The sequence below is a fragment of the Mesorhizobium sp. WSM4871 genome (assembly GCF_055811295.1).
The window spans coordinates 1-15466 of record NZ_JBVVPU010000032.1; the positions used below are offsets into that span (position 1 = coordinate 1).

At 63.5% G+C, this 15466-nt stretch carries 13 protein-coding genes; 8 read left to right on the plus strand and 5 right to left on the minus strand.

All coding sequences use genetic code 11. From position 1 onward, the window contains the following. Positions 1 to 146: 146 nt before the first annotated feature. The gene (locus AC0L2H_RS31895; RefSeq protein ID WP_473593646.1) at positions 147 to 419 is read right to left on the minus strand and encodes an usg protein; all 273 of its coding nucleotides are present in this window, start codon (positions 417 to 419) and stop codon (positions 147 to 149) included. Between the two features lie 303 nt (positions 420 to 722). Here AC0L2H_RS31895 and acs point away from each other — a divergent pair, with 303 nt between their 5' ends. Both acs and AC0L2H_RS31905 read left to right on the plus strand, forming a co-directional pair. Further along, positions 723 to 2678, plus strand: coding sequence for an acetate--CoA ligase (gene acs / locus AC0L2H_RS31900; RefSeq protein ID WP_473593647.1), 1956 nt, complete (start codon positions 723 to 725; stop codon positions 2676 to 2678). Then, positions 2678 to 3427, plus strand: coding sequence for an MOSC domain-containing protein (locus AC0L2H_RS31905; RefSeq protein WP_473593648.1), 750 nt, complete (start codon positions 2678 to 2680; stop codon positions 3425 to 3427). Before acs ends, AC0L2H_RS31905 begins: the two co-directional genes overlap by 1 nt. A 1-nt stretch (position 3428) precedes the next feature. On the opposite strand, the gene AC0L2H_RS31910 is transcribed toward AC0L2H_RS31905, so the two are convergent. The 3 genes from AC0L2H_RS31910 to AC0L2H_RS31920 form a co-directional block, all read right to left on the minus strand. Next, positions 3429 to 4697 (minus strand): class I SAM-dependent methyltransferase, encoded by a 1269-nt coding sequence (locus AC0L2H_RS31910; RefSeq protein ID WP_473593649.1) that lies wholly within the window; start codon positions 4695 to 4697, stop codon positions 3429 to 3431. A gap of 476 nt (positions 4698 to 5173) precedes the next feature. Next, positions 5174 to 6652 (minus strand): TadE/TadG family type IV pilus assembly protein, encoded by a 1479-nt coding sequence (locus AC0L2H_RS31915; RefSeq protein ID WP_473593650.1) that lies wholly within the window; start codon positions 6650 to 6652, stop codon positions 5174 to 5176. 323 nt (positions 6653 to 6975) lie between these two features. After that, positions 6976 to 7845 carry a transglutaminase-like domain-containing protein gene (locus AC0L2H_RS31920; RefSeq protein WP_107651370.1) on the minus strand — a complete coding sequence of 290 codons (870 nt, stop codon included), beginning with the start codon at positions 7843 to 7845 and terminating at the stop codon, positions 6976 to 6978. 167 nt (positions 7846 to 8012) lie between these two features. On the opposite strand from AC0L2H_RS31920, the gene AC0L2H_RS31925 reads away from it, so the two are divergent. Beyond that, entirely contained in the window at positions 8013 to 8684 is a 672-nt protein-coding gene (locus AC0L2H_RS31925) for an HAD-IA family hydrolase (protein ID WP_473593651.1), read from the plus strand. Positions 8685 to 8811: 127 nt separating this feature from the next. Here AC0L2H_RS31925 and AC0L2H_RS31930 read toward each other — a convergent pair whose 3' ends face one another. Further along, complete coding sequence (locus AC0L2H_RS31930; protein WP_473593652.1) at positions 8812 to 9033, minus strand: DUF1674 domain-containing protein; 222 nt, start codon at positions 9031 to 9033, stop codon at positions 8812 to 8814. Between the two features lie 124 nt (positions 9034 to 9157). On the opposite strand from AC0L2H_RS31930, the gene htpX reads away from it, so the two are divergent. The 5 genes from htpX to AC0L2H_RS31955 form a co-directional block, all read left to right on the plus strand. Next, entirely contained in the window at positions 9158 to 10180 is a 1023-nt protein-coding gene (gene htpX / locus AC0L2H_RS31935; RefSeq protein WP_473593653.1) for a zinc metalloprotease HtpX, read from the plus strand. Positions 10181 to 10182: 2 nt separating this feature from the next. Beyond that, on the plus strand, positions 10183 to 11565 hold the full coding sequence (locus AC0L2H_RS31940; protein WP_473593654.1) for an RsmB/NOP family class I SAM-dependent RNA methyltransferase: 1383 nt from the start codon (positions 10183 to 10185) through the stop codon (positions 11563 to 11565). A 148-nt stretch (positions 11566 to 11713) separates the two neighbouring features. Beyond that, entirely contained in the window at positions 11714 to 13438 is a 1725-nt protein-coding gene (locus AC0L2H_RS31945; RefSeq protein ID WP_473593655.1) for a heparinase II/III family protein, read from the plus strand. 107 nt (positions 13439 to 13545) lie between these two features. Next, positions 13546 to 15162 (plus strand): bifunctional phosphoribosylaminoimidazolecarboxamide formyltransferase/IMP cyclohydrolase, encoded by a 1617-nt coding sequence (gene purH, locus AC0L2H_RS31950; RefSeq protein ID WP_473593656.1) that lies wholly within the window; start codon positions 13546 to 13548, stop codon positions 15160 to 15162. A gap of 70 nt (positions 15163 to 15232) precedes the next feature. Continuing rightward, on the plus strand, positions 15233 to 15466 hold a 234-nt coding region (locus AC0L2H_RS31955), incomplete at its 3' end, for a hypothetical protein (protein WP_473593657.1).

Genomic DNA, 15466 nt, shown 5'->3' on the forward strand with positions numbered 1-15466 from the left:
AAAATTTTCTTGGTGTCACACACGTCCATAACCCACTCCCCCCCCGTTGTTGGGGTGTCAGGCCCCCCACCACAGAGGGGGGCGTCGTAGAGTGCCGATCTGGACAGTGACGCTGCCGAAACGGCCGCAGGGCTGCAGGTAAAGCGTCAATGCAGCACGAACTCGCCATCGACCTTGCGCCATTCGTTCGGCGCGATCAGTTTCTGGTGCGTATAACTCACCGAGTGCAGCGGCCCGTCGAGCTTGGTCCTCCAGAATTCGATGAACCTTATCAGCGCCGGGAATTTCGGCGAGATGTCGTAGTCCTGCCAGATGAAGCTCTGTAAGAGATGCGGATGATCGGGAAAATGGTAAAGAATCTTGGCCGTGGTCAGGCCATATCCCCTAAGCATCAGGTCCATTTCTGAATGGTCGCGCATTGCAGCCCCCAGGTTGATTCTCCTTTCCTCCCAATGTGAAATTGTGCGCGCTATTTGCTTAACCGTCTATTGATTTTCGCAGTCTAGGCCGAGTTTACTACGCAAAAACATACAGTTAGCAGCGATCGTACCCGAGTGCTGACAGCATTGAAAAAGGCTGCTGCGGCATCCCGCCGCGCGAATCCAACGTCTAATGTTGCCGTCACGGCGGAACTGTTAATAATGCGCGCGAATTCGCGGCTGCAACGCCGCGAGCCCGCTGGTGCGTCAAGCCGGCGGCATGGTTTGGGAGGAAAGCCAAGAATGTCCGATGTTCATGTCCACCGCGTCCAGCCGGCGTGGAAGAAGACTGCTCTGATCGACAATGACACCTATTTGAAATGGTACGCCGACAGCGTGAAGAACCCGGACAAGTTCTGGGGCAAGCACGGCAAGCGCATCGACTGGTTCAAGCCCTACAGCAAGGTCAAGAACACCTCTTTCGAAGGCAAGGTCTCGATCAAATGGTTCGAGGACGGCCAGACCAACGTATCGTACAATTGCATCGACAGGCACCTGAAGAAGCGTGGCGACCAGACTGCGATCATCTGGGAAGGCGACAATCCCTACGACGACAAGAAGATCACCTATAACGAGCTTTACGAGCACGTCTGCCGGCTCGCCAATGTGATGAAGAAGCACGGCGTCAAGAAAGGCGACCGCGTCACCATCTACATGCCGATGATCCCGGAAGCCGCCTATGCGATGCTCGCCTGCACGCGGATCGGCGCCATCCATTCGGTCGTCTTTGGCGGCTTTTCGCCGGACGCGCTGGCCGGCCGCATCGTCGACTGCGAATCGACCTTCGTCATCACCGCCGATGAAGGCCTGCGCGGCGGCAAGGCGATTCCGCTGAAGGAGAACACCGACAAGGCGATCGACATTGCCGCCAGGCAGCATGTGATGGTGAAGAACGTCGTCGTCGTGCGCCGCACCGGCGGCAAGATCGGCTGGGCTCCGGGCCGCGACGTCTGGTACCACGACGAAGTCACCACGGTTAAGGCGGAATGCAAGCCCGAGAAGATGAAGGCCGAGGACCCGCTGTTCATCCTCTATACGTCGGGTTCGACCGGCAAGCCGAAGGGCGTGCTGCACACCACCGCCGGCTATCTGGTCTACGTCTCGATGACCCACCAATATGTCTTCGACTACCATGACGGAGACATCTACTGGTGCACCGCCGATGTCGGATGGGTCACCGGCCACAGCTACATCCTCTATGGGCCGCTCGCCAACGGCGCCACCACGCTGATGTTCGAAGGGGTGCCGAACTACCCCTCGCAATCCCGTTTCTGGGAGGTCATCGACAAGCACAAGGTCAACATCTTCTACACCGCGCCGACGGCGCTACGTGCGCTGATGGGTGCCGGCGACGCGCATGTGAAGAAGACCTCGCGCAAGTCGCTGCGCGTGCTGGGTTCGGTCGGCGAGCCGATCAATCCGGAGGCCTGGGAGTGGTACTTCAACGTCGTCGGCAACGGCAAGGTGCCGATCGTCGACACCTGGTGGCAGACCGAGACCGGCGGCATCCTGATCACGCCGCTGCCCGGGGCCACCGACCTCAAGGCAGGCTCGGCGACGCGGCCTTTCTTTGGCGTCCAGCCGCAGCTGGTCGACGGCGACGGGAAGGTGCTGGAGGGTGCGGCCGACGGCAATCTCTGCATCACCGACTCATGGCCCGGCCAGATGCGCACCGTCTATGGCGATCACGAGCGTTTCGTGCAGACCTATTTCTCGATCTACAAGGGCAAATATTTCACCGGCGACGGCTGCCGCCGCGATGCCGACGGCTACTACTGGATCACCGGCCGCGTCGACGATGTCCTCAACGTTTCCGGCCATCGCATGGGCACGGCCGAGGTTGAGTCGGCACTCGTCAGCCACGACAAGGTCTCGGAAGCGGCCGTTGTCGGCTATCCCCACGACATCAAGGGCCAGGGCATCTATTGCTACGTGACGCTGATGGCCGGCGAGCCGCCGAGCGAGGAGTTGCGCAAGGAACTCGTCGCCCATGTCCGCAAGGAGATCGGCGCCATCGCCACGCCCGACAAGATCCAGTTCGCACCGGGCCTTCCCAAGACCCGCTCGGGCAAGATCATGCGGCGCATATTGCGCAAGATCGCCGAGGATGATTTTGCCGCCCTTGGCGATACCTCGACGCTGGCCGACCCGGCGGTGGTCGACGATCTCGTCGCCAACCGGCAGAACAAGAAGGCCTGATGCCGGCCGCGACCGAGATCGGCACTGTCAGCGAGCTCTGGCGCTATCCGGCGAGCTCGCTCGCCGGCGAGCGCCAGGAGGTGATCGCGGTCGGAAAAGAGACCATCGATGGCGATCGCTTGTTCGGCCTTGTCGATGCTTCGAACAACGAGATCGCGCGGCCCGACCGCGAAGCGAAATGGCACAAAGTGCCGCTGATCCGCACCCGGTTGACGGACAGCCGCGAACTGGAGATCGCTGTCCCGGACGGCGACTGGCTGGCCGCACCTGGTATCGAAAGCGACTATGCAATTTCCGCCTATCTCGGTTTCGAGGCCTCGATCCGGCCATTTCGCAGGGAAAACGTTGCGCCGGATTATTCCGGCCCGCTGACCGCGGAGCGCTATCGCAAGGCGCCTATCCACCTGCTGACCACCGCCTCGATGGCGCGCCTGAAAGCATTGCATCCCCTGGGGACGCCCGACCCGCGCCGCTTCCGCCCCAACATCGTCGTCGACATGGCGGCCATGGAGGGATCGTTCCCGGAAACGGAATGGATCGGCCGCAAGCTGGCGATCGGCGATCTGCTGTTGACCATATCGGAACCGTGCCGCCGCTGCGGCTTCACCATCATCGCCCAGGACGGCTTCGACCACGACCCGGCAATCCTGCGCAACCTGGTTCGTCACAACGCCCACAATATGGGTGTCTACTGCACCGTCGACCGGCCGGCACGCATCGAAATCGGCGCGCCGATGCGCTTCGTATAAATCACCGATACAAGTCCGCCCGCGTCGGCGGCAGGCCGCTCGGGCCTCGCGCCCGCTTGGTGACGACGGTCTGGAAAATCTGCGCCGAGGCACGCTCGAAGGTGATCGAGCAGCCCGTGAGATAAAGCAGCCAGAGCCGCGCCTTGGCCTCGCCGACCTCGGCGATCGCCTCGTCGAAGCGCGCATGGAGGCGCTCCGCCCACAGACGGCAGGTGCGGGCGTAATGCTCGCGCAGGTTTTCGACATCGTAGACCAGGAAACCGTGCGCTTCGAGATTGCCGAGCGTCATGCCGATCGTGTCGAGCTCGCCACCGGGAAAGATGTATTTGATCAGAGCCTTGAATTCCGGTCCCTTCCGCAAGGTCTTCTTCTTGTCGCCCTTGTCGCGCCGGGTGATGGCATGGTGCAGATAGATGCCGCCGGGCTTGAGCAGCCGGTGGATGGTCGAGAAATAGGTGGCATGGTTGGCGAGCCCCAGATGCTCGAACATGCCGATCGAGGAGATCTTGTCGAAGGAACCGGTGAGTTCGGCATAGGATTTTATCTCGATCGTGATGCGGTCCTCCAGCCCCTCGGCGCGGATGCGCTCGCGCGCAAGCGCGGTCTGGGCTTCCGACAGCGAAACGCCATGGCCGGTAACGCCATAATTTTTCACCGCATGGATCAGCATCGCTCCCCAGCCGCAGCCGATGTCGAGCAGCCTCTCGCCAGGCTTCAGCCTGAGCTTGCGGCAGATATGGTCGAGCTTGTCCCTTTGCGCCTGATCGATGCCATTGGCGAAATCGGTGAAGTAGCCGCAGCTATAAACCATGCGTTCGTCGAGGAAGAGCCGGTAGAAGGCGTTCGAAATGTCATAATGGTGCTGGATCGCCTGCCGGTTCGAACCGCTGACGAAAGGGTTGCTGCCGGAAAGATCCGTGCGCGTCGTCATCTGCTTTCTCGAAAACAGCACCGCAGGCAGGTCGCGCAGGACCGCGAGCTTCGGCAATGTCTTGAGCTTGGTGCGCAGCTTGCCTTGCGAAGGCAAGGCATAGAAGTCGAACAGCGATCCGTCCTCGACGTCGATCGCCTTGGAAATCCACATCTCGATCAGCGTCGACAGACTGGGGCGGCGGACCACCTGCCAGACGATATCCTGGTCGTTGATGGTGAGCACGGGGCCGGTGGCCGGCCCGATCCGCTCGCCGGTCCACAGCCTGACCGCGAAACCCGGCTTCAGCGTTTCGATGACGGTTCGAACGATCCGCGCCGCCTTGTTGCTGGCTTCCATTTCCTTTCCCCGATGCGCCGGGTGCCGGCAGTCCAATCCGGCAATGTTGTCCGGTTGGCCGGTGGACCGCAAGCCGCCCCGATGCTGAAAAACATCACATGCGGCTTTTTCAACAGGACGCCTTGCCATTTGTTGCGACGCACACCATCATTAGGGGGTGTTCAACAAATCGAAAGGAGGTGATCCGATGTCGAGTGATTTCGTTTTCCAGAACGTGGCCTCAGCGGATTGCACTTTCGGGAAGCAGTCTTCCCGTTAAGGCGCGAGATGCGCGGCGGGCGACACTAGAGCGCCGCGCGTCCTTTGGACGCGCAAAGGACGCTCTAGCTCTTTTGAGTCCACGCATCGTGCTTTCCGAAAATCGATACGATTTTCGGGCCGATGCGTGAAGCGTCGCCGCCAATGAGCCGCGCCATGGACGGAAACACGGAAGGCCGCCGGCTTCGAAAGAAGCGGCGGCCTTTTCCATTTGATGATCAGTGGGTGAGTGCGACCTTTTCGGTATTTCGGATGATTTCCTGAAAGGCAGCGTCCAGCTCCACTCCGGTAGAAACCTCGAAATAATGTTTGTTGGCGGCGGAGACGTCTTTCGACGAACAGTTCTTCAGCACCGCCTTTGCCTGGTCCCGCTCGGTTGCCGACATATCCTTGTCGTTGAGATCGAAGCCGATGGTGAAAATCTCGATACCTTCGCTTTTCATGTTGCCGCATAGCGTTTCAGCATTGCCGCGCGCCAGGTTGCCCTGACTGTTGTAGCTGCCCCCGGCGCCGGCGAAGGCTGTATTGAACTGGCCATCGGTCATCAGGATCGCGACCTTGGCAATCTTCTTCGCATTGGTATCCGCGGGGCCGCTGCCGAAACCGGCATTCTTGATCGCCGCGCGCCATTGCGGCGACAGCATATAGTAGGTCCACTGAATGGCGATCGCGCCGGCCGTATAGCCATCGGCTCGGAAGTCGTCGATCGAATCGAGCAATGCGTCGGAATCGGCGGTCAGCGGGATCACCGCCGCATCCGGGCACTTGTTCAACCCTCCACCACCCAGATGATCATCCCGGTTGACCAGGGCATAATATTTCTTGCCGTTCCCGTCCGTGCGAACCGCGTCGGGGCCGTCGGCGCTGAAATCCGGATCGCCGTTTTTGTTCTTGCGCTCCGTGGCGCAATCGTCGGAACGGGGCGCCGCCGCGCCAACGATGGAGATGTAGTCGCTGAAGGACGGCAGTAGCTTGCTGCCCGTCTTGGCGACGAGAAGCGAACTGCCGGCGACGGGCGGCAGGTCGGAGCCCCCCTGCTTCTCGGCATAGAGGTTTTCCGCCAGCTTGCCGACATTCACGGCGGAGGCATACGGCACAAGCGCGACGCGAATGCGGGGGTTCTTCGGATCCTGGTTCTGAAGCATCGTCTGGACGGCGTTTTTCGCCGCTGCTTTCAAATCACCGATCTTGTCTTTCTTGCCGCTCTTTTTCATCGATCCCGTAATGTCGAGCATCATCGCCACCTCGACCGTCTTGTCCGAGTAAAGCGCAGTGGTGGAAGCGCTGACGCGCCGCGCGCTTTCAAGGCCGAAGATCGGGAAGTAGAGGCCGACATCGACATGCGCGTCCGCCCGGACCGTATTGGCGGTTCTGTCGACCGTCAGCTTGTCAAGGACGATCTGGTCGGCCTGCAGGATGCCGGACGTGCGGTTGGCGTCGAGGAAGACCTGCACCGATTTGCTGGCGTCAGCCTCCTTGATGACGCCGGTCGTCAGGTCGCGCGCCGTCGAGGTCACAGCGGCATCGACCACGCCTTGCAGGCTCGATCTGGCGTTGTAGAGCTGCGAGACGTTAACGGCAAAGCCGGCGCCCAGCACCAGAACCGACCCGACAACGCCAAAAAGAACCGCGATGTTTCCGCTGCGATCCCTGCCGAAGCTGCCGATCGACTGAGCAAGACCCTCAAAATGCCGCATGCTTTTCGCCTCCATCATCACGGCTTCGTAGCCATGTGAAGGCGCAATTGCAGGATCGCGGCCGGATGACCTTGCCATGGAGCGGAATGCCGGTTGCTCGCGGCCAAGCCATTGTTTCTGCTAGGTTTCAAAACGCGGCATGGTAAACAATAGGTAAACAGGAAGGCCCAGTGGCCGTTTCGTTTACGAAGCGCTTACCATGATCCGCTCGCTGCCGAACCGTCCGGAAACCCGGTCCCAATCCGGCACAGAGACGCTGTGCCGATGCGGATCAGCGCCACCGACCGAGAGAGGCAATTGGGGCGCCGTTCGCGCCTGCGAACCTATGCCAGCATCTGCGCGCTGACGGTCCTGTCGATGCCATGATGGGGAGGATTGAACAGGTTGCTTTCCTGCTCATAGGTCCAGACCTTGAACAGGCTGAGCCGATGCGAGCCGAAACTGTGCAGCAGCGGCACGTCTGTCGCGTCGCGGCCGCGGGCGATGACCACGCGACCAATCCTCGGCACATTGTGGCGAGGGTCGAACGTGTACCATTTGCCGTCCAGGAACACTTCCATCCAGGCCGAAAAATCCATCGGCGCCGGGTCGACCGGCACGCCGATGTCGCCGAGATAGCCGTTCACATAGCGGGCGGGAATGTTCATGCAGCGGCAGAGCGTGATCGCCAGATGGGCGAAGTCGCGGCAGACGCCGACCCGCTCCTCATGCGCCTGCGCCGCCGTGCGGGTCGAACGCGCATAGCCATAGCCGAAGGACAGACGGTTGTGGACGTAGTCGACGATCGCCTGCACTCGCGCCCAGCCGGAGGGAAGATGACCGAAATGCTGCCAGGCGAGATTGCTGAGATGGTCGGTCTCGCAATAGCGGCTGCCGAGCAGATAGCCGAGGACATCGTCGGGCAACTCCGCCACCGGCAATTCCCTGGCCAGCGTGTTGACCTCGTCCGGCTCGCCGCTGTCTTCGACTACCGCATCGTAGAGGATGCGGAAGCCACCGGCCGGCGCGGTGAAGCGGCGGCAGGCATTGCCATGGAGATCATGATAGACCGTGGTGGGCACGGAAGGCGACGTCAGCACGCGCGTCTGCCGCTTGATGTCGGGCTGGCGATCCCGGTGGATATCGAGCAGTGAAATGACCGGCGTGGCGGCAACACAGTCGATAGCGATTTCATAGCCGAGCCGGATCAGCATGGCGATTGCCCCCTGCGGTCGTTCTGGAAGTCAACTTTTCAACGCGGAAGGAAGGCCGTGGTTCCCAGCCATTGATCGAAAAGCCACCCCTAACCTTCCCATGGCAAGACGTTCACGCTACGGTCAAACAACGCCTTTTACCCCTCCCGAAACACCCAGGATCTCAGATGTTCGCAGGCAGAAAGTTCGCAGCCTTCCTGTTCGATATGGATGGCACGGTGATCAATTCGATTGCCGCGGCGGAAAGGGTCTGGGCGCAGTGGGCGCACCGGCAAGGTCTCGACGTTGCGAAATTCCTGCCGACGATCCACGGCGTGCGGGCGATCGAAACCATCGGCCGGCTGGCGCTTCCAGGTGTCGATCCGGTCCGCGAAGCCGATGCACTTTTGAAAGCCGAGGCGGCCGATCTGGATGGTATTCATCCGATCGCCGGCGCCGTGGCGTTTCTGGGGTCATTGCCGCCCGAGCGCTGGGCGATCGTCACCTCGGCGCCGCGCGAACTAGCGCTGCTGCGCATGAAGGCTGCTGGCATCCCAGTCCCTTCTGTCCTCGTCGCGGCGGAGGATGTTACCTTCGGCAAGCCAGCGCCCGACTGCTTCCGGCTCGGCGCGGAACGGCTCGGTGTCGATGCACGCGATTGCCTTGTTTTCGAGGATGCGCCGGCAGGCATTATGGCAGCCGAGGCCGCCGGAGCTGCGGTCATGGTGATCAACGCCACGCATCAGCATGCGCTGGAAACGCCCCATACGGCGATTATCAGTTACGACACGGTCAGCATCGCGGTCGACGAGAGTGGCTGGATCGCTCTCAGGCCGGAGCGTGCCGTCGAGGCCTGTTGAGCTTCGCTGACTGGCGATTCCTGATGCGTGTCGCGCAAAAGTGTGCAGCGGTTTTGCGATGACGACATGCATGAAAAGAGAACTTAAGCGCGTCGCATGAACCCGTTCAAACGCGACGCGCTTAAGGCTAAAAATCGCTGGTCAGGCCTTTGACTTCCCAATCGCCATAGCGGCCGGGTTCCTTGCCGCCGCGGCCACCGATCTCCTTCGGCAGCGCGGCTTCCTTAGCACGATAATTTTCGCGCCGCGCTTGCGCTTCGGCGAGCGCGCGCTTGGCCGCCGGTGTCAACGTCTTTTGCGGCGCCTCGCCAGCGGAGCTGGCATTCGTTTTACTGGTTTCGTCGATCATGCGATAATTCCGGCGGATTGAAACAGCGGCCAATTGAAACAGGAACAAGCGTTTCCCATCATATAGCCATGAACATACAATGATCGACCCCCTTTCCGCAGCGCGGGCAGAAACGGAGCAGACGATGAACACCCTTCGCACCGCCATGCTTCTGGCCGCCATGACCGCACTCTTCATGGGCGTCGGCTTTCTGATCGGCGGCTCGGGCGGCATGATGATCGCGCTGCTGATCGCCGCCGGCATGAACCTGTTCAGCTATTGGAACGCCGACAAGATGGTGCTGTCGATGAACCACGCCGTCGAGGTCGACGAGAAGAATGCACCCGAATACTATGCCATCGTGCAGGCGCTCGCCAAGGAGGCCGGCCTGCCGATGCCGAAGACCTATCTGATCGATAATCCGCAGCCCAACGCCTTCGCCACCGGCCGCAATCCTGAAAATGCCGCGGTGGCCGCCTCAACCGGCCTGCTCCAGCGGCTTTCGCACGAGGAAGTGGCAGCGGTGATGGCGCACGAGCTGGCCCATGTGCAGCACCGCGACACGCTGACCATGACCATCGTCGCCACGCTTGCCGGCGCGATCTCGATGCTCGGCAATTTCGCCTTCTTCTTCGGCGGCAACCGCGACAACAACAACCCGTTCGGCTTTGTCGGCGTGCTGGTGGCCATGCTGGTCGCCCCCTTCGCCGCCATGATCGTGCAGATGGCGGTGAGCCGCACCCGTGAATACGAGGCCGACCGGCGCGGCGCCGAAATTGTCGGGAACCCGCTCTGGCTGGCTTCAGCCCTTGACAAGGTCGCCCGCGGCGCCCAACGCATTCCCAATCCGGATGCCGAGCGCAACCCGGCCATGGCCCATCTCTTCATCATCAACCCACTTTCCGGCGAGCGCATGGACAGTCTGTTTTCCACCCATCCGAGCACCGAAAACCGCATCGCCGCCTTGCAGGCGATGGCGCGCGAGATGGGTGGCGGCGAAACCCGGACCTCCCCGCGCCAAGCGCCCTCGCCACGGCAGATGGACGAGCAGCAGCCGTCAGGCCCCTGGGACCAGGCCGCGAGACCCGAGCAGCCTGCAGAGCCGGCCAAGCCGAAAACCAATCCGTGGGGCCGCAATCCGACCGGGCCCAGAGGCCGGTGGTCGTAGGCGTGGCGGACAAAGGACCTAGACGCGCGATTGCAAGTGATCATCAGCAAAATGCCGGCGGCGAATTTGTCGCCGGCCTTGCCGCCCGCAAAGCGGCAGCGCGTCTGCTTGCCGCCGTCATCGATGCCAGGACGCCGCTTGACGGGCTGACCGACCACGAGAACGGCCACCCGCAATACAAGGCGCTCGACCTGCGCGATCGGGCGCTGGTGCGCGCCATACTGGTCACCGCACTTCGCTACCGCATGACGATTGCGGGGTTGCTGGCGCGCCGCCTGGAAAAGCCGCTGCCGCCCAACGCCACTGCCCTGTCGCATATATTGCACGTGGCGGCGGCGCAGATCCTGTTCCTCGAAATTCCCGACAGCGCCGCCGTCGACCTTGCCGTCACCCACGCCAAGTCCGATCCGCGCACGCTGCGCTTTGCCGGGCTCGTCAACGGCGTGCTGCGCACGCTGGCGCGTGCCAAGGAAGCGGAATTGCCTGCCGCCCTTGCCGCGACCGACGAAGCGCCAAAATGGTTCTCCGACCGGCTGAAGGCGACCTATGGCATCGACAAGGCCAGGCAGATCCTCGCCGCCCACCGCGTCGAGGCGCCGGTCGATTTCTCGGTCAGGTCCGACCCCGCGCTGTGGGCTGAAAAACTCGGCGGCATCGTGCTGCCGACCGGCACGGTGCGCGTCCAAAAGCTCAGCGCTTCCGTCACCGAACTGCCCGGCTTCACCGAGGGCGCCTGGTGGGTGCAGGATGCCGCGGCCAGCCTTCCGGCAAGGCTGTTCGGCGATGTCAGGGGGCTTCGCGTCGCCGATCTCTGCGCCGCGCCCGGCGGCAAGACGGCTCAGCTCATTCTTGCCGGCGCGCATGTCACCGCCGTCGACACATCGAAGAACCGATTGGCGCGGCTGGCGCAGAATCTTGAGCGCCTCGGCCTCGCCGCAGAGATCGTCCAGACCGATCTGCTCGCTTATGAGCCGAACGAATTGTTCGACGCCGTTCTGCTTGACGCGCCCTGCTCTTCCACCGGCACGGTGCGGCGGCATCCCGATGTGCCCTGGACCAAGACGCCGGCCGACGTCGAAAAGCTTGCCGCTCTGCAGGCAAGGCTGCTGGCCCGCACTGTGACCCTGGTCAGGCCGGGCGGACGCATCGTCTTTTCCAACTGTTCGCTCGACCACCTCGAAGGCGAGGCGCTTCACCGCGCCTTCCTCGCCGGGACGGCTGATATCGTCGACGATCCGCTGCGGCCAGGCGAAGTCGCCGGCATCGATGCGTTCCTGACGCCGCAAGGCACGCTGCGCACGACGCCCGCCGACATGGAGCTCGAAACCCCAGAGGTTTCCGGTCTGGACGGCTTCTTCGCCGCCCGCATGCGCAGGGCTCTTTAAAGACTTGGGCGCGGAAAATTTGTCGACTTTTTTGGGGAGAACCATGCGGAAAGCAGGTTGAACTCCAGGACTTCCGTGGAATTCGCCTTCGCATAAGTTCTTGAATCACATAAGCTTGTCTTCGGGTTGAGGGCGATGAGGAGGGGTTTTGGCACTCGCTGCCGGCAGCACGACGCGTCTATGGACGCTTGTCGCGAGGGAGTTCTGGCGCAAGGCGCGCCGGCGCCTGCGTGCCGGGCCTGTCTATCGCTGGCGCTATTCCGGCCGCACGCCGGAACGCGTCCTGATTGCTCCACCCGACCTGCGCCTCGCCGACCCACAGATCGCGCTTGAGATCTACTATGGCCGCTATCCGCTGTCAGGGCATATGGTGGAGACCGGCGGCAAGTCGCCGTTCCAGATCGCGGTGCCTAATCCCGGCTGGCAAAAGACGCTGCACGGCTTTCGCTGGCTGCGCCACATGCGCGCTGCCGGCTCCGAACTCGCCGCGGCCAATGCCCGCGCGCTGGTTTCCGACTGGATCGCCATGCATGGCGGCCAGATTTCCGGCGTCGGCTGGGAGCCCGGCACGACGGCCAAGCGCGTCATCGCCTGGCTGCAGCATTCCTCGGTGGTGCTGCAAGGCGCTGAATTTCCCTTCTACCGGGCCTTCCTGAAATCGCTTGCCGTCCAGATCCGCTATCTCAGGGCGATGGCGCGCGAGATGCCGGACGGCAAGGACAGGCTGCGCGCCCGTATAGCGCTCGCCTTTGCCGCTTTGTCGTTGCCGGCGCCCGCATCGGCGCTGCGCAACGCGACACGCAACCTCGCCGAGGAGCTCGATCGCCAGATCCTGCCCGATGGTGGTCATATCTCGCGCAATCCGATGACCGTTCTCGAGTTGCTTGCCGACCTTCTGCCGCTGCGCCAGACCTATGCCAACCAGGCGGAGACGCCGCCGGCGGCCCTGATGGGGGCGATCGACCGCATGCTGCCGGCGCTGCGTTTCTTTCGCCACCAGGATGGCAGTCTCGCCCGCTTCAACGGCATGGGCGCGACGATCCACGACCGCATCGCCACCATCCTGCGCCACGATGACACCGCCGGCGCGCCGCTGCTGCACGCGCCGCATTCGGGCTATGAGCGCCTCTCCATGGGTGGCGTGACGGTCATCGCCGATACCGGCCCGCCGCCGCCCGTGGATGTTTCCAACGCCGCGCACGCCGGCTGCCTGGCTTTCGAACTGTCCTCCGGTCGCCAGCACTATATCGTCAATGCCGGCGTCGACACCTATGGCGCCGCCGAATTCCGGCCGCTTGCCCGCGCCACGGCCGCCCACTCGACCGCCACGATCAACGACACTTCGTCGGCGCGGTTCAGTCATTCGCTGCGTGTCAACGACCTGCTTGGCACGCCGTTGATCGGCGGCCCGCAGAATGTGCCCTGCAAACGCACCGACCACCCGGGCAGCCAGGGTTTTCTGGCCCGCCATGACGGTTATGTCGCGCGCTTCGGCTTGTTGCATGAGCGCGAACTGAAGTTGACCACCGATGGCAATGTGCTCGCCGGCAGGGACCGGTTCCAGCGGCCGGGCAATGCTGCCATCCGCAACAATGGCCGCGATTTCGTCACCGTGCGCTTCCACATCCATCCCGACATAAACCTGCTCCAGGACGAGCATGACCGCCTGGTGCTGGCCGCCGACCAGGCCGACACCTGGGTGTTTACCTCGACTGAAGTTGCGCCCGACGTCGAGGAATCGATCTATTTCGCCGGCCTTGGCGGACCGCGCCGCAGCCGGCAGATCGTGCTGGCCTTCAAGGCCTCGGAGATAGCGGAAGTCCACTGGCAACTGACGCGGACCGTGATCGCCGGCTATCCCCAGAAGAGCTGACTGTGTCTGCCGTGACGAAGCGTCCGGCTTTTGAGCTTCCACCTTGATTTCCTGATGTCATGTGCTACGGCGCGCGGACACTTTCCAAACCGAAAGGCCGCCACCCCATGGCCGTCGCCGCCAAGAACATCCCCGCGCCCGACCTCGTTCCCGTGCGTCGCGCGCTGCTCTCCGTTTTCGACAAGACCGGCCTCATCGATTTCGCCAGGGCATTGGCCGCGGCTGGCGTCGAGTTGGTCTCCACCGGCGGCACGGCAAAGGCGATCGCCGAGGCCGGCATGGCTGTGCGCGACGTGTCCGAGCTGACAGGCTTTCCCGAGATCATGGACGGCCGTGTCAAGACGCTGCACCCCTCGGTGCATGGCGCGCTGCTCGGTGTGCGCGACGACCCGGACCACGCCAAAGCCATGCACGAACACAACATCGAGCCGATCGATCTCGTCGTCTCCAATCTCTACCCCTTCGAGGAGGTCCGCCGCTCCGGCGCCGGCTACGCCTCGATCGTCGAGAACATCGACATAGGCGGCCCGGCGATGATCCGCGCCTCGGCCAAGAACCACGCCTATGTCGCCATCGTTACCGACCCCGGCGATTATGCCTCGGTGCTCAATGCGCTGGAGATGAATTTCGGCGCGCTGTCGCTGGATTTCCGCAAGAAGCTGGCGGCCAAGGCATTCGCCCGCACCGCCACCTATGATGCGGCGATCTCCGGCTGGTTCGCCGAAGCGCTCGAGATCGAGCATCCGACCTGGCGCGCCTTTGGCGGCAGGCTGGACCAGATCATGCGCTATGGCGAGAACCCGCATCAGGGCGCCGGCTTCTATGTCGACGGCGACAAGCGGCCAGGCGTCGCCACGGCCCGCCAGCTTCAGGGCAAGCAGCTTTCCTACAACAATATCAACGACACTGACGCCGCCTTCGAGCTGGTCGGCGAGTTCGACCCGGCCCGCTCGGCCGCTGTCGCCATCATCAAGCATGCCAACCCCTGTGGCGTCGCCGAAGGCGCTTCACTGAAGGCGGCCTATGCCAAGGCGCTGGCCTGCGATCCCGTCTCGGCCTTCGGCGGCATCGTTGCGATGAACCGCCTGCTCGATGCCGAGGCGGCGCAAGAGATCGTCAAGACCTTCACCGAAGTTATCATCGCGCCGGGCGCCTCGCAGGAGGCGGTTCAGATCGTCGCCGCCAAGAAGAACCTGCGGCTGCTGGTCACCGGCGGCCTGCCCGACCCGCGCGCCGCCGGCGCCACCGTCAAATCCGTTTCCGGCGGATTGCTCGTCCAGGGTCGCGACAACGCGGTGGTCGACGACCTGGAACTCAAGGTCGTGACGAAGCGCGCACCGACTCCGGCCGAAATGGCCGATCTCAAATTCGCCTTCCGCATCGCCAAGCACGTCAAGTCGAACGCCATCGTCTATGCCAGGGACGGCGCCACGGTCGGCATCGGCGCCGGCCAGATGAGCCGCGTCGATTCCTCGCGCATCGCCGCGCGCAAGGCGCTCGATGCCGCCGAGGCCGCTGGTCTCTCCGAGCCGCTGACCAAGGGCTCGGTCGTCGCCTCCGATGCCTTCTTCCCCTTCGCCGACGGGCTCTTGTCGGCCATCGAAGCCGGCGCAACCGCCGTCATCCAGCCCGGCGGCTCGATGCGCGACGACGATGTCATCGCCGCCGCCGACGAGCACGGCATCGCCATGGTGTTCACCGGCGTCCGGCACTTCCGGCATTAGCGCTTCTTACCCTCCCCCTCGTGGGGAGGGTCGGCGAACGATCTTTGCGAAGCAAAGTTCGTGAGACGGGGTGGGGGGCAGCGCCGGGGGGGGGGGGGGGGGGGGGGGGGGGGGGGGGGGGGCGGCGCGCGGGGGGGGGGGGGGGGGGGGGGGGGGGGGGGGGGGGGGGGGGGGGGGGGGCGGGGGGGGGGGGGGCCGGGGGGGGGGGGGGGGGGGGGGGGGGGGGGGGGGGGGGGGGGGGCGCGGGGGGGGGGGGGGGGCGGGCGGGGGGGGGGGGGGAGAGGGGGGGGGCGGGGGGGGGGGG